The 24,498-nt window shown below is 71.3% G+C and carries 28 protein-coding genes; 6 read left to right on the top strand and 22 right to left on the bottom strand.

Annotated elements, in window-relative coordinates; all coding sequences use genetic code 11:
- Positions 1 to 8: 8 nt before the first annotated feature.
- From ACEYYH_RS16385 to ACEYYH_RS16395, 3 genes are all read right to left on the bottom strand, one after another.
- Positions 9 to 773 carry an ABC transporter permease gene (locus ACEYYH_RS16385; RefSeq protein WP_374978247.1) on the bottom strand — a complete coding sequence of 255 codons (765 nt, stop codon included), beginning with the start codon at positions 771 to 773 and terminating at the stop codon, positions 9 to 11.
- Positions 774 to 871: 98 nt separating this feature from the next.
- Positions 872 to 1,765 carry an ABC transporter ATP-binding protein gene (locus ACEYYH_RS16390; RefSeq protein ID WP_374975377.1) on the bottom strand — a complete coding sequence of 298 codons (894 nt, stop codon included), beginning with the start codon at positions 1,763 to 1,765 and terminating at the stop codon, positions 872 to 874.
- 110 nt (positions 1,766 to 1,875) lie between these two features.
- On the bottom strand, positions 1,876 to 2,214 hold the full coding sequence (locus ACEYYH_RS16395) for a hypothetical protein (protein WP_374975378.1): 339 nt from the start codon (positions 2,212 to 2,214) through the stop codon (positions 1,876 to 1,878).
- A gap of 151 nt (positions 2,215 to 2,365) precedes the next feature.
- Here ACEYYH_RS16395 and ACEYYH_RS16400 point away from each other — a divergent pair, with 151 nt between their 5' ends.
- Together ACEYYH_RS16400 and ACEYYH_RS16405 are read left to right on the top strand one after the other, a co-directional pair.
- Positions 2,366 to 3,568 (top strand): pyridoxal phosphate-dependent aminotransferase, encoded by a 1,203-nt coding sequence (locus ACEYYH_RS16400; protein WP_374975379.1) that lies wholly within the window; start codon positions 2,366 to 2,368, stop codon positions 3,566 to 3,568.
- A gap of 331 nt (positions 3,569 to 3,899) precedes the next feature.
- Positions 3,900 to 4,796 carry an endonuclease domain-containing protein gene (locus tag ACEYYH_RS16405; RefSeq protein ID WP_374975380.1) on the top strand — a complete coding sequence of 299 codons (897 nt, stop codon included), beginning with the start codon at positions 3,900 to 3,902 and terminating at the stop codon, positions 4,794 to 4,796.
- A 229-nt stretch (positions 4,797 to 5,025) separates the two neighbouring features.
- On the opposite strand, the gene ACEYYH_RS16410 is transcribed toward ACEYYH_RS16405, so the two are convergent.
- The 6 genes from ACEYYH_RS16410 to ACEYYH_RS16435 all read right to left on the bottom strand — a co-directional run bounded on the left by ACEYYH_RS16410 (position 5,026) and on the right by ACEYYH_RS16435 (position 10,680).
- Complete coding sequence (locus tag ACEYYH_RS16410; RefSeq protein ID WP_374975381.1) at positions 5,026 to 6,162, bottom strand: UDP-N-acetylmuramate dehydrogenase; 1,137 nt, start codon at positions 6,160 to 6,162, stop codon at positions 5,026 to 5,028.
- Between the two features lie 3 nt (positions 6,163 to 6,165).
- Positions 6,166 to 6,579: a MaoC/PaaZ C-terminal domain-containing protein gene (locus ACEYYH_RS16415; protein ID WP_374975382.1), complete on the bottom strand. Its 414-nt coding sequence runs from the start codon at positions 6,577 to 6,579 to the stop codon at positions 6,166 to 6,168.
- The gene (locus tag ACEYYH_RS16420; RefSeq protein ID WP_374975383.1) at positions 6,576 to 7,025 is read right to left on the bottom strand and encodes a MaoC family dehydratase N-terminal domain-containing protein; all 450 of its coding nucleotides are present in this window, start codon (positions 7,023 to 7,025) and stop codon (positions 6,576 to 6,578) included. Before ACEYYH_RS16420 ends, ACEYYH_RS16415 begins: the two co-directional genes overlap by 4 nt.
- 9 nt (positions 7,026 to 7,034) lie before the next feature.
- Positions 7,035 to 7,874 (bottom strand): sulfite exporter TauE/SafE family protein, encoded by an 840-nt coding sequence (locus ACEYYH_RS16425; protein WP_374975384.1) that lies wholly within the window; start codon positions 7,872 to 7,874, stop codon positions 7,035 to 7,037.
- Complete coding sequence (locus ACEYYH_RS16430; protein ID WP_374975385.1) at positions 7,871 to 8,584, bottom strand: DUF2510 domain-containing protein; 714 nt, start codon at positions 8,582 to 8,584, stop codon at positions 7,871 to 7,873. The genes ACEYYH_RS16425 and ACEYYH_RS16430 overlap by 4 nt, the downstream gene beginning before the upstream one ends.
- An 86-nt stretch (positions 8,585 to 8,670) precedes the next feature.
- Positions 8,671 to 10,680, bottom strand: a complete 2,010-nt coding sequence (locus ACEYYH_RS16435) for a heavy metal translocating P-type ATPase (RefSeq protein ID WP_374975386.1) — start codon at positions 10,678 to 10,680, stop codon at positions 8,671 to 8,673.
- Here ACEYYH_RS16435 and ACEYYH_RS16440 point away from each other — a divergent pair.
- Both ACEYYH_RS16440 and ACEYYH_RS16445 read left to right on the top strand, forming a co-directional pair.
- Positions 10,654 to 10,983, top strand: a complete 330-nt coding sequence (locus ACEYYH_RS16440; RefSeq protein ID WP_374975387.1) for a hypothetical protein — start codon at positions 10,654 to 10,656, stop codon at positions 10,981 to 10,983. The genes ACEYYH_RS16435 and ACEYYH_RS16440 overlap by 27 nt on opposite strands.
- 114 nt (positions 10,984 to 11,097) lie before the next feature.
- Positions 11,098 to 12,480, top strand: coding sequence for an alpha/beta fold hydrolase (locus tag ACEYYH_RS16445; protein WP_374975388.1), 1,383 nt, complete (start codon positions 11,098 to 11,100; stop codon positions 12,478 to 12,480).
- A 20-nt stretch (positions 12,481 to 12,500) separates the two neighbouring features.
- On the opposite strand, the gene ACEYYH_RS16450 is transcribed toward ACEYYH_RS16445, so the two are convergent.
- From ACEYYH_RS16450 to ACEYYH_RS16485, 8 genes are read right to left on the bottom strand one after another with little or no spacing between them, the layout of a single operon-like run.
- Entirely contained in the window at positions 12,501 to 13,067 is a 567-nt protein-coding gene (locus ACEYYH_RS16450) for a GNAT family N-acetyltransferase (protein ID WP_374975389.1), read from the bottom strand.
- A complete protein-coding gene (locus ACEYYH_RS16455) occupies positions 13,064 to 14,704 on the bottom strand; it encodes a CDP-alcohol phosphatidyltransferase (RefSeq protein WP_374975390.1) in 1,641 nt (546 codons plus the stop codon). The genes ACEYYH_RS16450 and ACEYYH_RS16455 overlap by 4 nt, the downstream gene beginning before the upstream one ends.
- Complete coding sequence (locus ACEYYH_RS16460) at positions 14,701 to 15,444, bottom strand: RibD family protein (protein WP_374975391.1); 744 nt, start codon at positions 15,442 to 15,444, stop codon at positions 14,701 to 14,703. Before ACEYYH_RS16460 ends, ACEYYH_RS16455 begins: the two co-directional genes overlap by 4 nt.
- Positions 15,441 to 16,394 (bottom strand): lysylphosphatidylglycerol synthase domain-containing protein, encoded by a 954-nt coding sequence (locus tag ACEYYH_RS16465; protein ID WP_374975392.1) that lies wholly within the window; start codon positions 16,392 to 16,394, stop codon positions 15,441 to 15,443. The genes ACEYYH_RS16460 and ACEYYH_RS16465 overlap by 4 nt, the downstream gene beginning before the upstream one ends.
- A complete protein-coding gene (locus ACEYYH_RS16470) occupies positions 16,382 to 17,218 on the bottom strand; it encodes an SAM-dependent methyltransferase (RefSeq protein WP_374975393.1) in 837 nt (278 codons plus the stop codon). Before ACEYYH_RS16470 ends, ACEYYH_RS16465 begins: the two co-directional genes overlap by 13 nt.
- Positions 17,215 to 18,231 (bottom strand): glycosyltransferase family 4 protein, encoded by a 1,017-nt coding sequence (locus tag ACEYYH_RS16475; RefSeq protein WP_374975394.1) that lies wholly within the window; start codon positions 18,229 to 18,231, stop codon positions 17,215 to 17,217. Before ACEYYH_RS16475 ends, ACEYYH_RS16470 begins: the two co-directional genes overlap by 4 nt.
- The gene (locus ACEYYH_RS16480) at positions 18,228 to 18,623 is read right to left on the bottom strand and encodes a 6-pyruvoyl tetrahydropterin synthase family protein (RefSeq protein WP_374975395.1); all 396 of its coding nucleotides are present in this window, start codon (positions 18,621 to 18,623) and stop codon (positions 18,228 to 18,230) included. Before ACEYYH_RS16480 ends, ACEYYH_RS16475 begins: the two co-directional genes overlap by 4 nt.
- Positions 18,620 to 19,651, bottom strand: a complete 1,032-nt coding sequence (locus ACEYYH_RS16485) for a zinc-binding alcohol dehydrogenase (RefSeq protein ID WP_374975396.1) — start codon at positions 19,649 to 19,651, stop codon at positions 18,620 to 18,622. The genes ACEYYH_RS16480 and ACEYYH_RS16485 overlap by 4 nt, the downstream gene beginning before the upstream one ends.
- Positions 19,652 to 19,671: 20 nt before the next feature.
- Here ACEYYH_RS16485 and ACEYYH_RS16490 point away from each other — a divergent pair, with 20 nt between their 5' ends.
- Together ACEYYH_RS16490 and ACEYYH_RS16495 are read left to right on the top strand one after the other, a co-directional pair.
- Complete coding sequence (locus tag ACEYYH_RS16490; protein WP_374975397.1) at positions 19,672 to 20,424, top strand: CDP-alcohol phosphatidyltransferase family protein; 753 nt, start codon at positions 19,672 to 19,674, stop codon at positions 20,422 to 20,424.
- Positions 20,425 to 20,428: 4 nt separating this feature from the next.
- Complete coding sequence (locus ACEYYH_RS16495) at positions 20,429 to 20,851, top strand: hypothetical protein (RefSeq protein WP_374975398.1); 423 nt, start codon at positions 20,429 to 20,431, stop codon at positions 20,849 to 20,851.
- A 72-nt stretch (positions 20,852 to 20,923) separates the two neighbouring features.
- Here the strand turns inward: ACEYYH_RS16495 and ACEYYH_RS16500 are convergent, their stop codons facing one another.
- From ACEYYH_RS16500 to ACEYYH_RS16520, 5 genes are all read right to left on the bottom strand, one after another.
- Complete coding sequence (locus tag ACEYYH_RS16500) at positions 20,924 to 22,294, bottom strand: MFS transporter (RefSeq protein WP_374975399.1); 1,371 nt, start codon at positions 22,292 to 22,294, stop codon at positions 20,924 to 20,926.
- Positions 22,295 to 22,463: 169 nt separating this feature from the next.
- Complete coding sequence (locus ACEYYH_RS16505) at positions 22,464 to 22,697, bottom strand: hypothetical protein (RefSeq protein WP_374975400.1); 234 nt, start codon at positions 22,695 to 22,697, stop codon at positions 22,464 to 22,466.
- 75 nt (positions 22,698 to 22,772) lie between these two features.
- A complete protein-coding gene (locus ACEYYH_RS16510; RefSeq protein WP_374975401.1) occupies positions 22,773 to 22,979 on the bottom strand; it encodes a hypothetical protein in 207 nt (68 codons plus the stop codon).
- 60 nt (positions 22,980 to 23,039) lie between these two features.
- Positions 23,040 to 23,870 (bottom strand): zinc-ribbon domain-containing protein, encoded by an 831-nt coding sequence (locus tag ACEYYH_RS16515; protein ID WP_374975402.1) that lies wholly within the window; start codon positions 23,868 to 23,870, stop codon positions 23,040 to 23,042.
- Positions 23,871 to 23,910: 40 nt separating this feature from the next.
- Entirely contained in the window at positions 23,911 to 24,429 is a 519-nt protein-coding gene (locus ACEYYH_RS16520) for an SRPBCC domain-containing protein (protein WP_374975403.1), read from the bottom strand.
- Positions 24,430 to 24,498 lie beyond the last annotated feature (69 nt).

Raw genomic sequence — 24,498 nt, forward strand, 5'->3', positions numbered from 1 at the left:
CCGTCAGGCTATGCGTCGCGCCGGATCCAGCGGAAGGTGACGCGCGACAGCACCAGACCCACGATCAACCAGATTCCGAGAGCGATCGCGACGCCTGCGAGGTTCCACTCGCCGTTCTGCTCGAGTGCCGCGTACGCGTCGGGCAGGAACACCGCACGCATGCCCTGAGCCATCCACTTGAGCGGGAAGATCCCCGCGACGTTCTGCAGCCACTCCGGCAGCTGCGAGAACGTGAGGTACACGCCCGAGATGAACTGCAGCGCGAGGGCGATCGGAACGACGACGGCGGTCGCGCTCTTCGCGGTGCGCGGCACGGACGACAGCGCAACACCGAGAAGGGCCGACGTCGTGATCCCGAGGACGAACACCCACGCGAACGTCATCCAGCGTTCGGGCTCCGTGGGCAGCTCGACCCCGAGCACCGTGGAGGCGAACACCAGCAGCAGTGCGGACTGCAGCACTCCCGTGACCAGCACCTGCCCGATCTTGCCGATGAAGTAGCTCACCGGCGACAGCGGCGTGCCGCCGAGTCGCTTGAGCATGCCGTCGGACCGCTCGATCGCGATGTCCATGGCGAGGTTCTGGAAGCCCGACAGCAGCAGGCCCGCGGCGATCATGCCCGGCAGGTACAGCTCGGCCATCGAGATCGGCGGCACGCCGGGGGCGATCTGCACGTCGCCGTCCGAGCCGAACGCGACGCTGAACAGGCCCAGCATGAAGACGGGGAAGAGGAACGTGAAGAACAGCGTGTCGCCCGAGCGGAAGTACTGCATCAGCTCGAACCGCGTGCGCCAGATGCCGACGCTCAGGACGTTGCGGCGCGTACGGCGCTGACGGACGTCCGCGGCCCGCGACTTCTCGACGGTGACGCTCATCGCACCGCTCCCTTCGTCTCGGCGGCGGCACCCGCGGTCGCCTCCGCGGTGGTCTCGCCGACCATCCTGAGGTAGACGTCCTCGAGGCTCGGCCGCACGATCTCGAGCTCTGCGGGCGCCTCGCCCAGCCGCGCCGCCAGGGCGGTCGCGAACGCGAAGGGGTCCTCGGTGCGCTCGTGGCGCGGCATCCCGTCCTCCACCCATCGCACGATCGGCACGCGTGCGGCCGGGCCGCCGAACCCCGCGACGGGGCCGATCGCCTGCAGCCGGCCGGCGGCGATCACCGCGACGCGGTCGGCGAGCTGCGCCGCCTCGTCGAGGTAGTGCGTGGTCAGCACGATCGTCGTGCCTTCGGCCTGGAGGCGCCGGATGAGTTCCCAGAACTCGCGACGCGCGTGCGGGTCGAAGCCCGTCGTGGGCTCGTCGAGGAACAGCAGCTCGGGGCGACCGATGATGCCGAGGGCCACATCGACGCGGCGCTGCTGGCCGCCCGAGAGCTTCGAGATGCGGGTCTTCGCCTGCGCCTCGAGGCCGACCGCCGCGATCACCTCGTCGACGTCGCGCGGATCCGGGTAGAAGCCCGCGAACTGCCGCAACTGCTCACGGACCGTGACGAGACCGGACTGGCCGGTCGACTGGAGCACGATGCCGAGTCGCGCCTTGAGGTCGAGGCCCCCCGTGGCGGGGTCGACGCCGAGCACCTCGACGTCGCCGCCTGTGCGCCGCCGGTACCCCTCGAGGATCTCGACGGTGGTCGACTTGCCGGCGCCGTTCGGCCCGAGGAGGGCGAACGTCTCGCCGCGCTCGATCTCGAACGACACCCCGTCGACGACCGTGCGATCGCCGTACATCTTGCGCAGGTTCCGCACCCGCACCGCTTGTGTCTGCATGCTTCCAGCGTCGCGGAGGACGGATGCTGCCCCCAGCCGTCATCCGCAGGAGAAGCCATCCCCCATTCGGTGGATGGCGTCATCCACCGGGCGCCCGGAGCGCGATCCCGTCAGTGACCGTGTGCAGCCGTCGCCGAGACGGGGACGGGAGCTGCCGCACGGGCTGCCTGTTCCTCGGCGCGCAGCTGGCGCTGGCCCCGGATGCCGCCCGCGAGCGCCCAGGCGAGCAGCCACACCCCTGAGACGACCGTGACGATGAAGGAGACGCGCAGCCCGACGTCGGGGTCGAGCAGCAGCACGAGGCTGATGAGGGCGACGAGGCCGCCGAGGACAGCACCCGTGGCGCCGATGATGGTCAGCACGCACCCGCGCGCGAGCCACCAGGCGATCCCACCGGCGATGACGAGCACGATGGCGAGCACGACGGCTCCCCAGATCCAGGCGTCCACGACGCACAGGGTACCGTGCCCCCGGGCCGATCCGGAAGTGCGCCTGCCGATCGGACGTTCCGTCGTGTCGCGGCAACATCGCGCACGCGCGCGGTCCACGGGTGCGCAACCGGCGGCTGAAACGTGGCGAGGCGCCGACTACGCTCGAAGCGTGACCGAACGCGCACCGCTCTCCCGCAAGCTCTCCGCCATCGCCGAGTCGGCGACCCTCAAGGTCGATGCCAAGGCGAAGGCGCTTCAGGCCGCCGGACGGCCCGTCATCTCGTATGCGGCGGGCGAGCCCGATTTCGCGACCCCGCAGTTCATCGTGGACGCCGCCGCCGAGGCGCTGCACAACCCCGCGAACTTCCGCTATACGCCCGCAGCCGGCCTCCCGGTGCTGCGCGAGGCGATCGCCGCGAAGACGCTCCGCGACTCGGGTCTCGAGGTCGACCCGTCGCAGGTCATCGTCACCAACGGCGGCAAGCAGGCCGTCTACCAGGCCTTCCAGACCGTCGTGAACCCCGGCGACGAGGTGCTGCTGCCGGCCCCGTACTGGACCACGTACCCCGAGGCGATCGCGCTGGCCGACGGCATCCCCGTCGAGGTCTTCGCCGGTGCCCACCAGGACTACAAGGTGACCGTCGAGCAGCTCGAGGCCGCCCGCACCGACAAGACCACGGCGCTCGTGTTCGTGTCGCCCTCGAACCCGACCGGCTCGGTGTACACCCTCGAAGAGACCGAGGCGATCGGCCGCTGGGCCGTCGAGCACGGCATCTGGATCATCTCGGACGAGATCTACCAGAACCTCGTCTACGAAGGCACGCGCGCCGTGTCGATCGTGGAGGCGGTTCCGGATGCTGCGGCCCAGACGATCCTGGTCAACGGCGTCGCGAAGACCTACGCGATGACCGGCTGGCGCCTGGGATGGATGGTCGGCCCCAAGGACGCGATCAAGATCGCCGGCAACCTGCAGTCCCACCTGTGCTCGAACGTCAACAACATCGCGCAGCGCGCGGCGCTGGCCGCCCTCAGCGGTCCGCAGGACGAGGTCGAGCAGATGCGCCAGGCCTTCGACCGCCGCCGCCGCCTCATCGTGGCGGAGCTGTCGAAGATCGACGGCGTCGAGGTCCCCACGCCGCTCGGCGCCTTCTACGCATACCCCGACGTGCGCGGCCTCCTCGGCCGCGAGTGGGCGGGAGTCACGCCCACGACGTCGCTCGAGCTCGCTGATCTCATCCTCGAGAAGGCCGAGGTCGCCGTCGTTCCGGGTGAGGCCTTCGGCCCCTCCGGCTACCTGCGCCTGTCGTACGCGCTCGGCGACGACGCCCTCCTCGAGGGTGTGCAGCGCCTGCAGCGCCTCTTCGCGTCGTAACGCAAACCCTCCGGAACGCGGATGCCTCGACCCAGAGGCATCCGCGTTCTTCGTCTGAGTCTCGTGCATCACCCGATTTTGGCGAGTCGCCACGAATCACTGGGGACGACCGTGCCTCTTGGCGACTCGCCAAACCACGCGGCGCATTCACCCTTCGCGCATTTTGGCGAGTCGCCAGAATCGGTCACCCAGTCAGCCCGCTTCTGGCGAATCGACCGGGGTCGTCGCAGGCACCCGTACCCGCTCCTCCCCAGCGCCTGCGGCTGGGCAAGATTCCTCGGACATCCGGGTTCGTTGCGGGCACCGCCTCCAACACGACGACGATCGACGGATGCGCGACTTGCAGCTTCCGCCTCACTTGCTTCCAGGCTTCATCGTGCGCGAGGCACTCGCGGCAGGAGTCGCCGCCTCGCAGCTTTCGGCGAGGTCGCTGCTGCATCCGTTCCATGGCGCTCGAACGACGAGGGAACTGAGCCCGATGGCGCGCCTCGAGCTTCTGATGCGCGCCCTGCCCTCACACGCTTTCGCCTGCGGCCCGACTGCGGGCGTGGTGCTCGGCGTGCCGCTCCCCGCCGCGCTGCACGACGACGCGTTCGGACGGCCGACGATCGGAGTGTCGTATCCGAGCAACAGAATCCGAGGACGGCAGGTCCGCGGAAGATCCCTGAAGATCGCGGACGATGAGGTGCTGACGAGGCGTCGCATCCGTGTGACTCGTCCGTCACGGACGTGGCGCGACCTCTCCGCCGAGTTGGACCTTCCTGCGTTCGTCGCCGTGACGGACTTCCTCATCGCGCGCAACCGACGCCGTTGTACGATCGATCAACTTACGGCGGAGCACACCCGAGCACCGCGGTCGCCTGGCGCTGGAGTTCGTCGCCGCGCCCTCGAGCTCTGCTCGGAGCGTTCGGAGTCACCCCGTGAGTCGGAGCTCCGCTGCGTTCTCGAACTTGCCGGCCTCCCGAGGCCTGAGTGCAACGTCGAGATCTATGACGGCGCACGATTCGTCGCCCGCGTCGACATGCTCTACCGCGCGCAGAAACTGGTCATCGAGTATTACGGCGACTACCACCGCGATCCGGATCAGTGGAGCCGCGATGAAATGCGGCGCGCCGAATTGGAATCTCTCGGCTACCGGTTCACGGTCGTCACACGGCGTGACTTCGACGACCTGCCCGCCCTCGCGGCGCGGATCCACCGACTCCGCTCCGCATCGGCCGCGAGCTGAACTGCAGCAGCGCGCGCCCTGGGCGGGAGCCCGGCGATCGCGGACACGTCGTTCCGCCTGCTCTGGCGACTCGCCAAGAACTTGGGCGTATGCCGCCCTTTCTGGCGACTCGCCAGAATCGAGCGCGAGTCCCTCAGTGCGCGATTCGCCAAAATCATCGCGATCTTGCGTGGATACTGGCGACTCGCCAAGAACGCAGGGGCGCGCGAGCGGATGCCGCGGCCCGGGGCTAGAGCTCGACGTTCACCAGGACGGGCTCGGGCTGCAGGACGAGGCCGAACTCGGACTGCACGCGGCCCTGGATGAACCGCGCGAGCTCGGCGAGCTCGGCGGCGGTCGCGTGGCCACGGTTCGTGAGCGCGAGGGCGTGCTTGGTCGACAGGCCGGCGCGCGAGCGCGGCAGCTTGAAGCCCTTGCGCACGCCGGCGTGCTCGATGAGCCAGCCGGCGCTCACCTTGACGTCGGACTCGACGGTGGTGGGCGCGGGGACGTAGCCGTCGAAGTTCGCCAGCGGGATGACGAGCACCGGGTCGAGATCGGGGTGCACCGGCCAGCGCGGGCACGCCTCAGGGAGGGTCCGGGCGAAGGATGCCGACACCACCGCGTTCTGGAAGAACGAGCCGGCGCTGTACGTGTCGGGGTCGTCGGCGTCGAGCACCATGCCCTTGGTGCGGCGGGTCTCGAGGATGCGGTCGCGCACCCACGCGAGGGTCACCGCATCGTCGGGGCCGAGCCGGAGCGCGGTGCGCAGCTGGTCGCCGGCGATCGGGCGCGCGCCCTGGCCGATCTCCGGCAGGTCCAGCGTCACCGAGAGGATCACGGCGCGTCGCGCGGGCACCGAGCCGTAGTGATGCTTGAGCACCGACGTGCGGAAGCCCAGCCCGAGCTGGGCGGCGGGGACGGTCGAGACCTCGCCGGTGGACTCGTCGAGGAGCTCCACCTCGCTCAGGGTCTGCACGATCTCCTGGCCGTAGGCGCCGATGTTCTGCACCGGCGCGGCGCCGACGGTTCCGGGGATCCCCGACATCGCCTCGATGCCGCCGAGCCCCTCCGCGACCGCGAAGGCGACGAGGTCGTCCCAGTCGTGGCCCGCCTGCACCTTCAGGCGCACGCGTCCGGGCAGGGGCGACGGCATCCGTTCGACGCCCTTCGTGAGCACGCGCACCACGGTGCCGTCGAAGTCCTCGTCGCCGACGAACAGATTGGATCCGCCACCGAGCACGAGCCATTCGTCGCCCGAGGCCCACACGTCGCGCAGGGCGTCGACGAGCTCACCGGCGGTGGCGGCGTCGATCATGCGTTCCGGCGTGCCGCCGGTGCGCAGCGTCGTGAGCCGCGACAGCGGGATGGGAGTCACGTCGGGCATGCGTCAGACGGTCCGGACGCGCACCTGCGCCTTGACGAGCACCGTGTTGCCGTCGAACGACACGGTGAGGTCGATGCGCGCCGACTCGTCGTCGACCGCGCCGACCTTCGCGACGACGGTCACGTCGGCGCCGGTCTCGGGGTCGACCACGACGGGCTTGGTGAAGCGCACCCCGTACTCGAGGATGCGGCCCGTGTCGCCGACCCACGATTCGATCGTCCCGACGGCGAGGCCCATCGTGAGCATGCCGTGGGCGAGGACGCCGGGCAGACCCACCGCGGCGGCGACGTCGTCGCGGTAGTGGATCGGGTTGAAGTCCCCGGAGGCGCCGGCGTAGCGCACGAGCGAGTCGCGGGTGAGGTGCACGGTGCGCTCCGCGACGACGTCGCCGACGGTCAGGTTCGCCAGCTCGCTCATTCGTCGCCCTCCCCCACGAGGAGGACCGACGTGGCGGTCACGACGTGGTCACCCGCAGCATCCGTGATCTCGGACTCGCTCGTCACCATCGCGGCCGCGCCCATGGCCCGAAGGCCGGTCACCGACAGCTTCGCGGTGAGCGTGTCGCCCGCCACGATCGGCCGCGAGTAGCGGAACCTCTGCTCGGCGTGCAGCACGTTCTTGAGGACGATGCCCGAGTCGGGCTCGCCGAGCAGCTGCTGGAGCGTGGCGTCGGTCACGACGATCGCGAAGGTCGGCGGCGCGACGACGTCGGCGTATCCGAGCGCCTGCGCGGCGGCGGGGTCGGTGTGCTGCGGGTCATCGGCGAAGACGGCGCGCGCGAACTCGCGCACCTTCTCGCGACCCACGAGGTAGGGGGTCGTCGGCGGGAATTCGCGGCCGACGAGCTCGGGGTTCACTGGCACCAGGCCATCCTACCGAGCGGGCTCCGCCGGCCCGGCCGGGCCGGTGGCCGGGCGGGGGCGTCCGCGCCAGGCGCGCAGACCCATCTGCACGGCGATGATCACGAGGTACGCCGCGAAGAGCACGTTGCCGACGAACGGATCGATGAGGGTCGCCGCCCATGCGCCGAGCGCGGTCGTGGTGCACGCGGCGACGCCGACCACCGCCGCAGCGACGAGGTCGACATTGCGGCGGCGGAGGTTGCCGATCGTTCCCGAGACCGCCGTCGGGATCATCATGAGCAGCGACGTGCCCTTGGCGACGAGGTCGCTCGTGCCGAACAGCACCATCAGCGCCGGGACCACGATGATGCCCCCGCCGACACCGATGAGGCCCGACAGGATCCCGGTGATCACGCCCAGCACCACGAGCAGGATGCCGCTCAGCCAGGTGAGGGAGAGCTCGGCGTCGCGCGACGGGATGACGATGAACAGGCTCACGATGACGGCGGCGAGGAAGCCGACGAAAGCCCACCGCAGCACCGTCAGGGAGAGCCGCGGCAGCAGCCATGTGCCGATCTGGGCTCCGACCACCGCACCGGCGGCGAGCAGCAGCGCGGGGATCCAGGCGACCGAGCCGTGGACGGCATACGAGATGACCCCGACCGTCGCGGTGGGCACGATCGCGGCGAGCGACGTCCCTGCGGCGAGCCGCTGGTCGAAACGCAGGAACAGCACGAGGAAGGGCACGATGACCGTGCCGCCACCCACCCCGAACAGGCCCGACAGCAGACCCGCGAGCAGGCCGATGCCGACGCAGGTGAGGAAGAAGCGAGCGTCGTGGGGCGGGCGCGCCGTCGCGGGCGCGGTCATTCCGAGTACACGTAGTCGATCAGCAGCTCACCGTCGGACTCGACGACGGTGTACTCGTAGACCTGTGCGGCCTCGGTGGGCTCAGTGGGCTCGCCGTTCTCGTCCACGAGCGCGGTGTAGGTTTCGTTGGTCGTCACGGTGATCTCGTCGCCGACGGTCTCCACGTCGATGATGTTCACCGTGTAGTCCTCGATGCCGGCACTGAACGCCGCGGCCTGATCGGCGAAGGCGGCGCAGTCGTTCAGGTCGGATTCGGTGCGGAACTGCTCAGTCGTGACAGCGACGAGCTTCTCGCAGTCGCCCTCCTGCCAGGCGTCATCGTAGAGGCCGACGGCCGCGACGGCGGCACGCTCGTCGTCGGTCTGGCCGCTGCTGTTCGCGGTCGACGCAGAGAGAAGGAGGAGCGGGATCACGACGGCTGCCGCGATGACGATGCCCAGAAGCACCACGCCGAGCACCACCCACACGATCCAGAGCTTCGACTTGCTCCGCGGTTCGGTCGCCGCAGCGAAGCCGCCCCCGGCCGAAGGCGCGCCGGCGGGCGTTCCCGGCTGCTCAAAGCCGAGGCCGCTCGCGAGGATCTCCGCCTCGGTCGGTGCCGGCGAGGTCTCCGCATCGGGCTGCGCGACGTGCTCCGTCCACTGCGTTCCGTCCCACCAGCGCATCGCGCCGTGACCGTCGTCGTACCAGCCGGGAGCAGTTGTCGTCATCCTCAAACCCTATCTGCGCGACCCAGGGGGGCACGGACGACGGATGCTGCGACCAGGCGCTTCGGTCGCAGCATCCGTTCGCGCGATCAGCGCTCGAGGACGGCGCGGGCGCTCTGCTCGGGACGGAGGTCGAGACGGCGCAGCAGCTGCGCGTTGAGCGCCACCACGACGGTCGACAGCGACATCAGGATCGCACCGACCGACATCGGCAGCACGAAGCCGATCGGGGCGAGGACTCCGGCCGCGAGCGGCACCGAGATGAGGTTGTACCCCGCCGCCCACCACAGGTTCTGCGTCATCTTGCGGTAGCTCGCGCGCGACAGCTCGATCACCGACAGCACCGAGCGCGGATCACTCGACGCGAGGATGACCCCCGCCGACCCGATCGCGACGTCGGTCCCGGCACCGATCGCGATGCCGACATCGGCACGCGCGAGCGCGGGCGCGTCGTTGACGCCGTCGCCCACCATCGCGACCTTGAGGCCCTCGCCCTGCAGCTCGGCGACCTTGCGCTCCTTGTCTTCGGGGCGGACGCCGGCGAAGACGCGACGGATGCCGAGCGCCTCGGCCACCGACCGGGCGACGGGTTCGGCGTCGCCCGTGATCATGACCACCTCGACGCCCAGCTTCTGCAGTGCGTCGACGGCCTCGCGCGACTCGGGACGGATCTCGTCGGCGAGCGCGAGCCCGCCCACGACAGCGCCGTCGCGCACGACGTGCAGCACGATCGAACCCTGGTCACGCCAGGTGCCGGCGGCGGTGACGTCCGTGGCGCCGACCTCCTCGAGCAGGCGCGGGCCCCCGACCCGGACGACATGCCCGTCGACGGTCGCGGTCACGCCGACCGCCGGCGACGACTGGAACCCGGACGCGGGGGCGGGCGCGAGGCCGCGTTCGTGGGCGGCGCGCACGATCGCCTTCGCGAGCGGGTGCTCACTGTCGGCCTCGGCAGCCGCGGCGAGCGCCAGCACGCCGTCGGCGTCGAGGTCGGGCACGGCGGCGACATCGACCACCGTCGGCTCGCCCTTCGTGAGCGTGCCCGTCTTGTCGAACAGCACCGCGTCGATCGTGCGCATGCTCTCGAGCGCGAGGCGGTCCTTGATGAGCACACCACCGCGCGCGGCGCGCTCGGTCGCGATGGACACCACCAGCGGGATCGCGAGGCCGAGTGCGTGGGGGCAGGCGATCACGAGCACGGTGATGGTGCGCACGACCGCCTCGTCGGGAAGTCCGAACACGGTCCAGACGATCGCGGTGAGCGCAGCGGCGGCCAGAGCGAACCAGAACAGCCAGCCCGCCGCACGGTCGGCCAGTCGCTGCGCGCGCGAGGTCGAACTCTGCGCCTCGGCGACCAGCCGCTGGATGCCGGCGAGCGTCGTGTCGTCGCCGGTCGCAGTGACCTCGACCCGGAGGCCGGAGTCCGTCGCGACCGTACCCGCCGTCACGTGGTCGCCGACGCTGCGGGCGACCGGACGGGACTCGCCCGTGACCATCGACTCGTCCATGTCGGCGGCGCCGTCGACGATCCGCCCGTCGGCGGGGACGCTGCCGCCGGGGCGCACCACGACGACATCGCCGAGACGCAGGTCGGACGGCGCCACCGTCACGACGCGGTCGCCCTCCACGCGCTCGGCCTCGTCGGGAAGGAGGGCCGCGAGCGAGTCGAGCGCCGACGTCGTCTGGGCGAGCGAGCGCATCTCGATCCAGTGGCCGAGCAGCATGATCACGATGAGGAGGGCCAGCTCCCACCAGAACTCGAGCTCGTGGTGCAGCAGTCCGAGGCTCGCTCCCCACGACGCGAAGAAGGCGACTGTGATGGCCAGCCCGATGAGCAGCATCATGCCGGGCTTGCGGGCACGCAGCTCCGACACGGCGCCCGAGAGGAACGGCCAGCCGCCCCAGAAGTACATGACGGTGCCGACGAGCGGCGAGATCCAGCGGACCCACGGCGCGTCGGGCAGCGTGTAGCCGAGCACCATCGCGAACATGCCCGAGAACGCGACGACCGGCACCGCGAGGGCGAGGTTGATCCAGAACAGCCGGCGGAAGCGGGCAACGTGGTCCGCGCCGTGACCGGCGTGGCCGCCGTGGCCCATGTGCGCGCCGTGGGCTGCGTGCTCGGCGTGGGCGCGGTGATCGGCGTCCGCGGCGTGATCGGTGTGGGTGTCGTGATCGGCGTGGCCGGCGTGATCGGCGTGATCAGCGTGATCGGCGTGATGGGCGCCGATCGCCGCGGCGTCCGTGGTGGCCGTGGCACTCACGGCGTGGTGCGACGCATCATCGTGGTCGTGCGCCGAATGGTCATGTCCGGCGTGGTCGTGCGCCGCCTGGTCGTGGTGGCGATGCGGATCGGTCACGATGCTCTCCTCGTCGACGTACGTTTCCGTTATACCCCCTAGGGGTATGAACTTCAATCGCTCGTCCGAGTGCGGTATTCCCGATCCCGCGCACATCGTGGCGGATGTCGGCAGGGCACGCGACACTGACATCACCCCGAGTCGCGAGGAGCACGAATGGACATCATCCTTGTCGCCGGCCTGTGGATGGGCGGATGGGCGTGGTACGAGGTGGCACCGGCGCTCGAACGGGAAGGGCATCGGCCGGTGCCGCTCACCCTTCCCGGGATGGGGTCTGCCGATGCCGACCGCTCGGCGATCACCCTGGCAGACCACGTGGCGGCGGTCGTCGCCGCGATCGACGACGCACCCGGCGAGCAGGTGGTGCTGGTCGGGCACTCCGCCGGCGCGGGCATCGTCTACGCGGCGGCCGACGCGCGTCCCGACCGTGTCGCGCGGCTGATCCTCGTCGGAGGCTTCCCGACCGCCGACGGCGACCCGCTGCTCGACGGGTTCGCGACAGAGGGCGGCGAGCTCCCGCTCCCGCCGTGGAGCGAATTCGAAGAGGCCGATCTGCGCGATCTCGGCGACGGCGGGATGACGGCCTTCCGTGCGTACGCGATCCCATCTCCTGCCGGTGTGGTCACCGGCATCCAGCGCCTCGGCGACGACCGCCGCCTCGACATCCCGGTCACCGCCGTCGCGACCGAGTACACGGTCGCCGACCTGCGGAGCTGGATCGACGCAGGCGCACCTCCGGTGCAGGAGTTCGCGCGTCTGCGCGACGTGACCTACGTCGACCTGCCGACGGGGCACTGGCCGCAGCTGACGCGTCCGCAGCAGCTGGCCCGCCTCATCCTCGCGCAGCCTCCACTGGGCGACGGCACGATCGCGCCGGAGGTCGAGACGATCAGTCCGGTCGCCTTCCACGCGTCCGAGGGCGTGGAGGACTGGCGGGTCCTGTACTGGGGCGCGCACGCCTTCTTCCGCGCCGAATCGCTCTCCCACGGCGCGCGTCTGGTGGCAGAGGTCGCCGCCATCGCCGAGGGCCTCGACCACTACCCCGACATCGACCTCCGCCCCGAGGGGGTCTTCGTCAAGACCTTCAGCCGTCGAGACGGCGCTCTGAGCCGGACGGATGCCGAGCTCGCGGCGACCGTGTCACGCGCCGCCCGCGAACTCGGTCTCGAGGCCGACCCGTCAGTCCTCACCGTCGTCGGCATCGCGGTCGCGCAGGGCCCGGACGCGCACGTCCGGCCGTTCTGGAGCGCCGCGCTCGGCTACGACCCGCTCGGCGCCGAAGACGCGGTCGACCCCCTGCGCCGCAACCCGCACGTGTGGTTCCACCCGCTCGCGCCGCCGAAGGCCGGCCGCGGGCGCACGCACATCGACATCTCAGTGCCGCGCGACCAGGTCGACGCTCGGGTGGCGGCCGCGCTGGCGGCGGGTGGTCGAATGGCCGACGACTCCCACGCGCCGGAGTGGTGGACGCTGACGTCGCCCGACAACCACGGGGTGGACATCGCCGCCTGGACCGACGACTCGGACTTCTCCGGCTGAGCTCTCCCGAGACCGGTCGGTCACCTCAGCATGCGGACGTCGATGATCGTCGGCACCATCGGGTCGGTCTGCTCGGCGCCGTCGAACTCGAAGCCGTTGCGCCGGTAGAAGGCGATGGCGCGCGGGTTCTCCTTCGCCACCCACAGCACCGCCGGCCCCTCCTCCAGCACCGCGTCGAGGAGCGCCTGTCCTGCCCCGCCGCCGTGGTCGGCGGCGGCGACGTAGAGCATGTAGAGCTGGCGCTCGCGGGGCGGCGCCGCCCCCTCGAACTCGAGGCCCGGCCCGGAGGTCGCGAAACCGATGATGCGGCCCTCGCTCTCGGCGATCCAGACGCGCCACTCGTCGCGGGGGTTGTCCAGGATGCGGGTCCACATGCTCCGTCGTCCCTGCACGAACTCGTCGTCGAAGAATCCGGCTGGCAGGAGGTGCGTGTACGTCTCCCGCCACGTCGCCACGTGCAGCGCGGCGATCTCGGCCGCGTCGCGCGGCTCGGGCACGCGCAACGTGAACGTCATGCCGTCATCCTGCCAGCGGGCGCGGCGGCTCGACAGGTGCACGAGCACGGCGGCCGGCGCGGAGGGCGTCACCGGCCGGAACCGAATGCGGCGAACAGGCGGTCGCGGAACGCGTCCATGCGCCACACCGGTGACGCGTCCGACGGGCGCAGGCCAGGCGTCCACTTCCAGTCGGCCATCGCGTCGAACACGGCCGGGTCCTGTGCGATGACGCTGATCGGCACGTCGCGACTGGCGTCGTCGCCGCTCACGATCGCCGCGGGCTGGTGGTCGCCGAGCAGGACGACGACCAGGTTCGGGTCGTCGACGTTCTCGAAGAACGACAGGATCGATCCCCATGCGTACTCGACGGACTTCCCGTACGAGCGCTGGACCGTCTCCGGGTCCTTCCAGACCTCGCTCGCCTGCGGACCGCGAGCCGGCTGCGCGTCGTAGATCGAGCCGTCGCCGACGTCGTCCCAGGGCACCAACTGGGGAACCGGAGCCCACGGCGTGTGCGACGAGACCAGGTCGATCTCCGCCATCACCGGTCGGCTCGACGCCGCGAGCACTCGATCGGCGAAGTGCTTGAGCGTGTACTGATCCGGAATGCGCGCATACCCGAACGAGGGGCCGCGGTAGCCGACGTTCGTCGCGTCGAGGAGGGTGTCGTAGTGGTAGAACGTCGACCCGACCTCCCAGGGGTGCCGATTCGAGGGGACGTCGCTGACGGTGCGCCAGCCGGCGCGGCCGAACGCCGCGCTGAGGGTGAGGCGGTCGGTGTGCACCACGAGGTCGTACACCGCCTGCGAATCGATCCACACGCCGGTCTGCAGCGTCGCGTGCGCGAGCCAACTGAGCCCGCCGAACGTCGGCGACGTCAGCCACGCGCTGCGCGTCGTGTAGCCGTCGGCCTCGAGCATCTCGTCGCCGCCGCGCAGCACGTCGTTCACTCCGTCCGAGATGCCGTCGCCCTCGAGGGCGATCCGCCCGTAGCTCTCGACGAACACGAACAGCACGTCCTTCCCCTCCAGTGCGGTCAGCAGGTCTGCCGCCGGCACATCCATGAACGGGTCGTCGGCGACCTCGCGGGCGACGCGCGCACGCGTCTCCAGCGCCGAGACGGCGCGCGACACCGCGGAGCTGATGGATCCGGTGGATGCTGCGGCCGCGACCGGATCCGGAAGGCGCAGCGGTGGCGCCACCGCCGCCATCACGATCCACGCCACGGTGACGGCGGCGAGGGCGGCGCGTCCGCGATCGCCCCGGCGGCGCAGCGCCGTATCGACGCGGAGCGCGGCCGCGCCGCCGGCGACCCCCACCGCGACGATCAGCGCCGCGGCCGCGGTGAACAGTGCGCCGGCGGGCGCCGCCCCGATCGCCGAGGCGACCACGCCGTACGCATCGCCCAGCTGCGCCCAGTCCAGCGGCACGAAGTGGATGCCGAGCGCCGCCTCGTAACCGCGATCGATGCTCGCGAGGAGCACGGCCACGGCCACGATCGCCCCGAACGCGGTCGCCACGGCGAGGCGCAGCATCCGCCACGGAATCAGTGCGAGCACGAGCAGGGCCATGAGCGACTCGACCGGGATGCGGATGAGGCCGGCGATCGACCCGGTCGCCAGCACCCCGGGGATGAGGGGAAGCACGACCAGGGCGGCCATCGCGCTGCCCAGGGAGAGCCGGCTCCGCCAGACCGGGACGACCCGCGCGCCGGGCATCGTACTCACGGGCGCTCGACGGCCGCCCATCCGGCGCCCGTCGGCTGCGGGTCGAGCATGCCGAAGCGGTCCGAGAGGGCGTAGCGCAGGAGCACGACGTCGCCGATCTGGCGCGTGTCGGCGAGGTGCGCCCGGCGGGAGGCCGTCCACGGGAAGGCCCCAGGGCCGACGACCCGCGGAGCGCCGGTCTCGCCGACGAAGAACGGTGCGACCACCAGGTGGAGCTCGTCGACGAGGTCAGCGCCGAGGAACTGGGTCAGCACCGTGCCACCGCCTTCGACCATGAGACTCCGCACGCCGTGATGCGCGCCGAGGTCGTCGAGCAGGGCGTCCATCGTGACACAGTCATCGCCGAGCCCGACCACGACCGCGCGATGGCCGAGCCGGGCGCCGAGATCCGCTGCGCGATCTCGCGGGCAGTAGACGATGCGGGGCCCCTCCCCCGTCGTGAAGAACGCGGCGTCCGGCGACAGCTCGCCGCTCGCGGTCACCGTCACCTTCGCCGGGGACTCCTGACGCCCCGCGGCCAGGCGACGCGCGCGGCGCGCGGCGTCTCGCACCAGCAGGCGCGGATTGTCGCGGCGCACCGTGGACGCCCCGACCATGATCGCGTCGTGCAGCGCGCGCACGTCGTCGACGCGGTCGAGGTCGGCGGCGTTGGACATCGCGAGCCGGGCGGGCTCGAGGCTGTCGAGGTAGCCGTCGATCGACATCGCGCAACTGAGGGTGACGTAGGGTCGCTCGCTCATGCGGATCTCCTCTTCCCGATGATGCCCCTCGCAGGCAGCGATCGGAAGCGGCCCGCGAGCAGGGCGAGAGCGCCGGGAAGGACGGCGACCACCGTGAGCACGCCGAACGCCGTGGACACCGCAACCCCCGCGGCCGCACCGAGCCCCGCGAGCGCGAACGCCGCGGCGGCGACCGCCTCGCGCGGCCCCCAGCCGCCGACGTTGACGGGGATGGCCGCCGCGCCGAGCACGATCAGCGCCACGACGGCGAGCTCGTCGGCGCCCGCGTCCACCCCGGCCGCCAGGCTCGCGACCACGAAGGTGGCGGCGTGCGCGGCCACCACGACCACCGACGCCGCGGCGATCGCGCACAGCGCGGCCGGCCGCGTGATGACGGGGCGCAGCATCCGATACTCGCGTCCCAGGGCGGCGCGTCCGCGCCGCGTGGCAGCGACGACGCCGACCACCACGATCGCGAGCACCGCGATCGCGCCGCTGATCCAGGCCAGCGGCGCGAGCGGCGACGCCATCCCGAGCGGCAGCAGGATGGCGAGGGTGAGCACGATCTGGACGAGCTGTCCGGCGACCCGTTCGGCCGCGACCGCCCGGGCGGCGAGATCGATGCGCCGGTGGCGCTGCCCGTGAACGTACGCACGATGGACATCGCCCACGACTCCGCCGGGAAGCACGGTGTTGAGGAACTGCGAGCGGTAGTACGAGGCGAACGCCTCGCTCCACCGGAGCGGCAGCCCGAACCCGGCGGAGACGATGCGCCAGCGCCACGCGGCCGCCGCCGTGGCGACCCCGGCGAGCGCCGCGGCGGCGAGGATCGTCGCCGGCGAGATCGTGGCCAGGCCGTGCAGGAACGGCTCCACCCCGACGGCGGCGGCCGTCCCCGCGACGACGGCGAGCGCCGCCGCGATCCGCAGCCCGGACCGCAGGCGCGGCGGGATCCTGTTCAGCCCGGCCACGCCAGCAGGTCCTCGTGGGACACGGTCACGTGCAGTCGCCCCGCCGCGAGCTGCGCCAGACGACGTCGGCGGTACTCGGCGGCGGCGTGCGCCAGTTCGGGGCGCTGCTCCACCGCGGCGCCGATCCAGCCGTCCAGCCACTCGCCGATGAGTGCGGTGTCGCCGCGCGCGAGGCGCCACGGGGTCGCAACGGTGCGGACGCGCCAGCCGGCGCCGGCGAAGCGCGCGCCGACCATGGCGACCGCGTCGGGTCCCAGCATCCGCCGTCCTGACGCGTCGCGGCGCTGGTGGTCGTTGAAGGCGGACTCGACGGCGCGCTCGAGGTCGTCCGGCCGCTCGGCGGGACGAAGCCGCACCGAGCCGGAGACCGAGAGGCTGAACAGCGCCGGCGTACCCGCGGCCACGCACGCGGCCACGACGTGGGCGGCCTCGGCTTCGGTGATCACGTCGAGGAGAGCGGATGCCGTCACCGCCGCCGCGCCGGCGAAGGCGTCCAGCGGCAGCGAGGCGAGGTGCTCCACGACGACGTCCGTCACGACCGCCCGGCCCGCCGCGTCGACCACCGTCCGCAGGTCGAGGTGCTCGACGATGTCGGCATCGCCGTCGCGGAGCACCCACCGCTGCGGACCCGGGAGCCGCGGAGCGAGCCAGCGGGTCATCGAGCCGGTGCCCGCGCCGAGGTCGTGCAGCACGAGGGGCGACGCCTCAGAAGCAGGAGCGAGCAGGCGTCCGAGCTCGTGGGCGAGGTCGGCCGAGCGCGCGTCGTCGTCGGCGGGCGCGCGCAACGCGAGCCACCCGGCGGTCGCGGTCGAGATCGTGGTCATGCCGCCTCCAATGCGTCGGCCACGCGGGCCACGGTGTCGCGCCACGTCGGCAGCGTCGCCCGTGCGGCGAGCGCCTCGCGGCGCAGGCGCCCTCGCAGCGCGGGGTCGGTCAACCAGGAGTCCAGGGCCGCGGCGAGCGCAGCGGGGTCGCCGGGTTGCACGAGCAGTCCCCCGCCCGCGGCGAGCGCGTCGGGGATGCCCCCGGTCTCGGCGCCGAGCACCGGGATCCCCCGGGCCCGCGCATCGGCGATCGCCATGCCGGAGCTCTCGACGCGGGACGGCGCGATCAGCAGCGCACAGCGGCGGTAGGCGTCGTCGAGGGCCTGGTCGTCCAGCACGCCGACGAGCCGGACCCTGCCGTCGAGGGCGGCCGCCTGCCGGGCGATCACCGCCGCGAACTCGGGGAACGCGTCCGTCGACCCGACGATCGTGCAGCTCCAGTCCTCGGAGCGCAGCCGGGTGAGCGCGGTGAGCAGTGTGTCCTGCCCCTTGTGCGGCGCGATCACGCCGATGCACAGCAGCTGCCCCGCGTCGGCCGGCGGCGCGGCGGGCTCCGCGGCAAGGGTGCCGGGAACGGCGACGACGGTGCGAACGGGGTCCGCGAGCTCCCGCCGGGCGAGCTCGGCCGCCGTCCAGGTGCTCGTGACGATCACGCCGTGCGCCGACGCGAGCGCGCGGCGCTCGGCGTCGATCGCGGCATCCGTCGCATCCGGGAAGGCCGCCGTCACCATGTGGGCCAGCACCGTGAGGCGCAGCCGCCCCGCCGCCTCCTCCACCGCTGCCGGCGCCCACCCCGCCACCAGTCCGTCGACCAGCACCCGCGATCGGTCCGGCGCGTCACGGAGGACGGATGCTGCGCCCCCCGCGTCCGCCGCCTCGCGCACGTCCACCTCCCAGCCGCGGCGGCGGAGCCCGTCGCGGATGTGCCGGTCGTAGACGTTGCCGCCGCTGACGCGACGCGGGTCGTCGACTCCTGCCGGGACGACGAAGCGGAGGGACGGAGCATCCGTCACAACGCCGCCTCATAGGAGGCCCACGCGACGTGCGATTCGTGCAGCGTCACGACGATCCCGCTCAGGTGCGCCTCGCCGACGTCGCCGTCGCGCACGCGCGCGGCGAGGCGGTCGCCGATGATCTGGCACAGCCGCTCGGTCGTGGTGTTCACGCCCTGCAGATCGGGCTCGTCGTCGAGGTTGCGGTAGGTGAGCGCGCCCACGATCTCGCGGAGCACGTCGCTCGCGCGGCCGATGTCGACGACGACGCCGTGCTCGTCGAGCTCGTCGGCACGGAACGTCGCGTCGACGAGGAACGTCGCGCCGTGCAGCTGCTGCGCGGGACCGAAGACGTCGCCGCGCAGGCTGTGGGCGATCATGAGGTGGTCGCGGACAGTGACGCTGAAGCTCATTCGGCGCTCCAATCGATCGTGTGGCACAGTTCGCCGGCGGTGCCGTCGGCGAGCGCTGCGGTGACCTCAGGCAACTGACGCCAGGACGAGGTGCCGCCGAGCAGCGCGTCGTATGCGGGATCCTCGAGCAGTCGCAGGGCGAGCGCAAGGCGGTTGCGCGTCGTGCGGGAGCCTCTCCGGCGTGCGGCGACCACGCCGACCTGACTCGGCCGGAGGGCGATGCGGCGGGAGTGGAAGTCCGCGCCGAGTGCGAGCGGGACCGGGCGGCTGCCGTACCAGCTGGCGACGAGCACCTCGCCGTCGGTCGGCGCGAGGCCGAGCGCCAGCTGCAGTCCGGCGCCGGCGCCGCTGGCCTCGATCACGACGTCGGCCTGCGGCACCTCCTCCGACGCGAGGGCGAAGCCGACGCCGAGAACCTCCGCGATCGCCGCGCGCGCCGGGTCGACGTCGACGAGGGTGACCTCGGAACCCGGGATGCCGCGCGCCACGCGCGCGATCGCGCACCCGATCATGCCCGCGCCGACGACGACAACACGGTCGCCCACGAGCGGGGCGGCATCCCACAGCACATTGACCGCGGTCTCGACCGCCCCGGCGAGCACCGCCCGGCGCGCAGGGACACCATTCGGCACGGGATGGAGAGCGTCGGCGGGCACCACGAACCGCGATTGGTGCGGGACCAGCGCGAACACCGTGCGGCCGCGGAGCGCGGCGGGTCCGTGTTCGACCGTTCCGACGTTGAGATACCCGTACTTCACCGGGAACGGGAACTCGCCCGCCTGGAACGGCGCGCGCATGCGCTCGCGCTCGGATGCGGGCACCTCGCCCCGGGCGACCAGCGACTCGGTGCCCCGGCTCACGCCGGTGTACAGCGTCCGCACCGAGGCCTCGCCATCGGTGACCTCGGGCACCGGCTCGCTGCGGAACTCGCCCTGCCCGGGACCCACCGTCCACCAGGCGGTCGCAGCATCCGGAATCTCGTGGTGAACCTCAGCGGGTCCCTGCGTCGTGTTCCCCGTGACCGCCATGAGGAGTACACGGAGCGCACATGCGAAAAGTTCAGTGGGTGCCCGGGTGGTGGGTCGCGGCCGGAATCGCCGGTCTGGCCGCGATCGGCCAGGCGACGCCGCTGACACCCGCGGCGTGGGCGGCGGGCCTCGGGTACCTCGTGGTGTCGACCGCGCTGCTCGTGAGGGGCATCCGCCGGGGTCGGGTGGAACGCTTCGGACCGGCAAACGCCGTGACCGCGACGCGGTCCATGCTCGTGGGGCTGGTGACCGCCCTGGTGGCGACCTCGTTCGCCCACGACGTGCCGACCGCGCTGCTGGTCACGATCGTCGCCGTGGCACTCGCGCTGGACGGCGTCGACGGGTACGTCGCCCGCCGGACCCGCAGCGAGAGCGAACTGGGCGGGCGATTCGACATGGAGGTCGATGCATTCCTGCTGCTCGTGCTGTGCGTGTACGACGCACGGTACGTGGGCTGGTGGGTGCTCGCGATCGGCCTGCTCAGGTACGCGTTCGTCGTCGCGGGGTTCGTCCTGCCCTGGATGCAGCAGACGCTGCCCCCGCGGTACTGGCGCAAGGTCGTGACCGCCGCGTGCGGTGTCGCCCTCACCGTCGTCGCGTCGCAGCTGCTGCCGGCCGCAGGGAACGTCCTCGTCGCCGCGGCAGCACTGCTGCTCGTGCTCGAGTCCTTCGGACGCGACGTCATCTGGCTCGTGCGTGTGAACCTCGCGGGTGCCCCGCTCGTTTCCCTCGAGAAGGCGTCGACCATCTCACCTCCGGAAGAGAGCAGGTAGGACCATGACCGAATCCAGCGTGCGGACGCTCTGGATCATGCGCATCCTCAGCGCGATCGCCCTCCTCGCCGCGGGCGGCATCCACTTCTATCTCGCGTTGAACGGCGTCGGCGGCTTCCTCGGGGTGATGTTCATCCTCAACGGCGTGGCCGGGCTGGTGCTGGCGCTGGGGATGCTGCTGCTCCGTGGTCGCCTGCTGCAGCTCGTCACGGTGCTGGGCCTGCTGTTCCTCATCGCGACGCTGGGCGCGCTCGTCCTCGCGCTCACCGTCGGGCTGTTCGGCATCCACCAGACGTGGGACTTCACGCTCGTGCCGCAGACGGTGATCATCGAGTCGATCGGCATCGTGATCCTCGGGATCACGACCGCGATGGTGATGCGCCCGCAGCCGGTGCCGGGGATGCGCCGGCCCGCCGCCGGCGTGTAGGCCACGACCGCTTCCACGCCGCGAACGGCGGACCGCCCCGCCATGTGGATGGCGAGGCGGTCCGGGTGAGGCTCAGGCGCTGGCGGGCACCTTCTCGGCCGCGAGCTTCTCCTCGTCGAGGCGGTCGAGTTCATGCAGCGATGACCCCTTCGTCTCGCGCATGGAGATGACCGCGATGAGGGTGACCGCCGCGGCGATCGCGAGGTAGACCGCAACCGGGATGTACGAGCCGGTGTTGGCCAGGAGCGCCGTCGCGATGATGGGCGCGAGCGAGCCGGCGACGATCGAGGTCACCTGGTAGCCCAGCGAGACGCCCGAGTAGCGCATGCGCGTGGGGAACATCTCGGACATGATCGCCGGCTGCGGCGCGTACATGAACGCGTGGATGAACAGGCCGAGGCAGATCGCCGCGACGATGATCACGGGGTTGCGCGTATCGAACATCGGGAAGGCGATGAAGCCCCACGCCGCCGCGCCGAGCGTGCCGATCAGGTACACCGGCTTGCGCCCGATCTTGTCGGTCAGGCCGCCGATGAGCGGGATGACGATCATGTGCACGATGTGCGCGATGACCAGCAGACCGAGGATCTCAGCCGTGTCGACCTCGAGCGCCACCGCCAGGTACGTGATCGAGAACGTCACGACGAGGTAATACATGATGTTCTCCGCGAAGCGAAGGCCCATCGCCGTCAGCACGCCGCGTGGGTAGCGCTTGAGCACCTCGAGCACGCCGAAGCGCAGCGCCTTGGACTGCTCGACCTCCTTCTGCACCTCGAGGAAGATCGGGGCGTCCGTCACGCGGGTGCGGACGTAGTAGCCGATCGCGACGATCACGACCGACAGCCAGAACCCGATGCGCCAGCCCCATGCGAGGAACTGCTCCTCGGTGAGCGTGCGGCTGAGCACGAGCAGCACGACGGTCGCCACGAGGTTGCCGATCGGCACGGCGGCCTGCGGCCACGACGCCCAGAAGCCGCGCGTCTTGTTCGGCGAGTGCTCCGCGACGAGCAGCACCGCGCCGCCCCACTCGCCACCCACGGCGAAGCCCTGCGCGAAACGCAGCGCCACCAGGAGCGCCGGAGCCCAGTAGCCGATCATGTCGAACGTGGGGAGGCATCCCATCAGGAACGTCGCCACGCCCACCAGGATGATCGCGAACTGCAGCAGCTTCTTGCGTCCGTACTTGTCGCCGAAGTGGCCGAACACGATGCCTCCGAGCGGCCGGGCGATGAAGCCGACCGCGTACGTGACGAACGCCGCGATGATGGGGGCGTACGGGTCGTCCGACGGCGGGAACATGATCTTGTTGAAGACGAGCGTCGCGGCCGTGGCGTAGAGGAAGAACTCGTACCACTCGACGACGGTGCCCGCCATCGAGGCCGTGACGACGCGCCGCAGGCTCGACTGCTTCATCGATACCGGGGGTGTCTGGGGTGATGCCATGCGCTGGTACCTCCTTGTAGAGCGCGGTGGCGGCTCGGGGGGAACCGCCCTGCGGGACGTTACCTGACGCACGATTCAGGTTTCAAGGGGTTGACACCGCCCCGCCGTGTGAAGTTCGCCGGATCTTCTCGATTCCGGCAGAGAACCGCCCCATCGGGCGGCTCTCGTCTCACTCCCACGCGGCGACGAGCATCCAGTGGCCGTCGACCTCTTCGACGTCCATGACGCGGGTGCGATGATCGACGTCGCTGCGCGCCGTGAACCGCCAACTCTGGAACAGGCGGCCGCCATCGCTGCGGGTCGGGGTGTCGATGATGCGCCATCGCTCGCGATCGACGACAAGGCGCACCGGCCGCCCTTGCTCGCACCAGACCTGAACATCCTCACGTGCCACCATCCGCATGATGCCCTCCTTCATCGAAGCTATGTTCGATACTAGGACGCGAGGAACCACTGCGCAACGGTGGATGCATTCGGGCTACGCGCTTTGCGCGTCGTCCTCGGCGGCGGCATCCACCGCAGCGAGATGGATCGCGGCGACGCCGTCGCGAAGCGCTCCGACGGGCACCTCGACGGTCTCGTACTGGGACGTGAATCCGTTCTCGTCGACCACCGATACGGTCACCAGAACGTGGCCCCGGCGCGGCAGGCGCGACGCGGTGCGGGCGAGTCTCTTGGTCTTCATGTCCCCTCCGCCCACCACCGTAACGACGACCTCCGACACGCGCGCGGCGCACGCGCGGACTCACCTCAGGTAGGCGTCAACGAGGAGCGCACCACGGATGCTGCGCAGCGCGTCGACGAGCATCTCGCTGCCGCGTGTAGTCCACGCCGACATCACGATGTCGTGCGGACCGATCGGCTCCAGCTTCCCGGTGCGCACGCGGACCACTTCCCACCCCGCCGCGCGAACGGCCCGATCCTTGCGCCGGTCCGCGTCCTCGCGCTTGCCGACGTGCTCGAGCCCGTGCCTGCCGACGGTGTCGTATTCGAGCGCGATCCGGAGCTCCGGGAGCAGGATGTCGGGCCACACCTCGAGGTGATCGAAGAAGGGCCGCGTCGTCCGGATCGCGGTGAACCCGGGGGTGACCGCCAGCGTCGCGAAGACGTCGGCACGCATCCGCGCCTCGACAGCCGACGCCGGCTTCGGTGCGCACACGCTCACGAACGGCTCACCCACCGGAAGATCCGGGGTCTTGCCGCACAGCGTGCGCGGCGGCTTGCGGCGCGGCGCGCGCTCGGCACCCGGCATCCGTGTCGAGATGCGCGGCGGGTTCGCCAGGGCTGAGCACTCCGGGCACCAGGCCGAGCGGCGCCGTTCACGGCCCGGCCGCGCGCGCTGCTCCGACGGGGTGGCGGCGAACGTGTGCCCGGCCTCGCACTGCCAGAGCAGCAGCACATCGGCCGCGGGCGGCACCTGGGTGAGAGTGATGCCCGCGTTCAGATCCGGGTGGTACTGCCGGATCAGCGCGGGATACGCCGCCCAATCCGACCGATAGGTGCCTACGGGGTACGGCACGTCGACGCCCTTCGAGAACTGGCGCCTCGCCCACCACAGTTCCACGCGCTCCGGCATGGCCGCACTCTAGGCGGCACCCCGGACACGGCCGGCGTGGCTACCGCCCGTCGCGCGCCGCCGCTGCGGCGACCTGGCTGTGCAGCTGCTCGTGGTCATCGGTGGTGAGCGCCTCATCGCCGGCGAACACGTAGGGCGCGCCCTCGCCCGTTTCAATGCGCGCCTTGAGGCTGCCGTTCACGAACATCCCCCACGCGTTCGTGCAGATGTCGTAGCAGTCGTCGTCGGCCGTGAGCCCGTCGTGCGTGAACACCACGCGCGTGCTGCCGTCTTCCTCGACGATGTCGAACCGGACAGTCGTGCCGTTCCACTCCTGCTTGTCGTCGACGAAGTCGAGATGGCTGCCGGTGACCAGCCATGCCACACGGCGGCCGGGCTCCAGCTCGGTGACACGGAACCCGCTGTAGTGCAGGCCTGGGACGACGTAGACGAATTCTCCGCCCACCTCGGTGGTCGAACCGGTAGTCCGTCCCCACCATCCCGCGACATCGTTGATCGCGTCGAACGCGTCCTGTGCCGAGGCGTCGACAGTGATCGTCGTGGTGAAGCTCGCGGTCATGCTCCTGCTCCTTTGCTCGCGACCCGCTGGGGTCGATGACTTGCGTGATGCAAGTGACCCTAGTCCTGC

It is taken from the genome of Microbacterium trichothecenolyticum (assembly GCF_041938625.1).
GTDB classification, from domain to species: Bacteria; Actinomycetota; Actinomycetes; order Actinomycetales; family Microbacteriaceae; genus Microbacterium; species Microbacterium trichothecenolyticum_D.

Coding starts and splice junctions, on each gene's coding strand:
- ACEYYH_RS16435 (WP_374975386.1), bottom strand. CDS start 10,680: ATGGGCCACGGCGGCCACGCCGGTCACGGCGCGGACCACGTTGCCCGC.
- ACEYYH_RS16470 (WP_374975393.1), bottom strand. CDS start 17,218: ATGACCACGATCTCGACCGCGACCGCCGGGTGGCTCGCGTTGCGCGCG.
- ACEYYH_RS16510 (WP_374975401.1), bottom strand. CDS start 22,979: ATGAAGACCAAGAGACTCGCCCGCACCGCGTCGCGCCTGCCGCGCCGG.
- ACEYYH_RS16490 (WP_374975397.1), top strand. CDS start 19,672: ATGCGAAAAGTTCAGTGGGTGCCCGGGTGGTGGGTCGCGGCCGGAATC.
- ACEYYH_RS16410 (WP_374975381.1), bottom strand. CDS start 6,162: ATGCCCGACGTGACTCCCATCCCGCTGTCGCGGCTCACGACGCTGCGC.
- ACEYYH_RS16390 (WP_374975377.1), bottom strand. CDS start 1,765: ATGCAGACACAAGCGGTGCGGGTGCGGAACCTGCGCAAGATGTACGGC.
- ACEYYH_RS16405 (WP_374975380.1), top strand. CDS start 3,900: ATGCGCGACTTGCAGCTTCCGCCTCACTTGCTTCCAGGCTTCATCGTG.
- ACEYYH_RS16385 (WP_374978247.1), bottom strand. CDS start 773: ATGCAGTACTTCCGCTCGGGCGACACGCTGTTCTTCACGTTCCTCTTC.
- ACEYYH_RS16485 (WP_374975396.1), bottom strand. CDS start 19,651: ATGGCGGTCACGGGGAACACGACGCAGGGACCCGCTGAGGTTCACCAC.
- ACEYYH_RS16460 (WP_374975391.1), bottom strand. CDS start 15,444: ATGAGCGAGCGACCCTACGTCACCCTCAGTTGCGCGATGTCGATCGAC.
- ACEYYH_RS16505 (WP_374975400.1), bottom strand. CDS start 22,697: ATGCGGATGGTGGCACGTGAGGATGTTCAGGTCTGGTGCGAGCAAGGG.
- ACEYYH_RS16480 (WP_374975395.1), bottom strand. CDS start 18,623: ATGAGCTTCAGCGTCACTGTCCGCGACCACCTCATGATCGCCCACAGC.
- ACEYYH_RS16445 (WP_374975388.1), top strand. CDS start 11,098: ATGGACATCATCCTTGTCGCCGGCCTGTGGATGGGCGGATGGGCGTGG.
- ACEYYH_RS16430 (WP_374975385.1), bottom strand. CDS start 8,584: ATGACGACAACTGCTCCCGGCTGGTACGACGACGGTCACGGCGCGATG.
- ACEYYH_RS16520 (WP_374975403.1), bottom strand. CDS start 24,429: ATGACCGCGAGCTTCACCACGACGATCACTGTCGACGCCTCGGCACAG.
- ACEYYH_RS16415 (WP_374975382.1), bottom strand. CDS start 6,579: ATGAGCGAGCTGGCGAACCTGACCGTCGGCGACGTCGTCGCGGAGCGC.
- ACEYYH_RS16500 (WP_374975399.1), bottom strand. CDS start 22,294: ATGGCATCACCCCAGACACCCCCGGTATCGATGAAGCAGTCGAGCCTG.
- ACEYYH_RS16515 (WP_374975402.1), bottom strand. CDS start 23,870: ATGCCGGAGCGCGTGGAACTGTGGTGGGCGAGGCGCCAGTTCTCGAAG.
- ACEYYH_RS16495 (WP_374975398.1), top strand. CDS start 20,429: ATGACCGAATCCAGCGTGCGGACGCTCTGGATCATGCGCATCCTCAGC.
- ACEYYH_RS16425 (WP_374975384.1), bottom strand. CDS start 7,874: ATGACCGCGCCCGCGACGGCGCGCCCGCCCCACGACGCTCGCTTCTTC.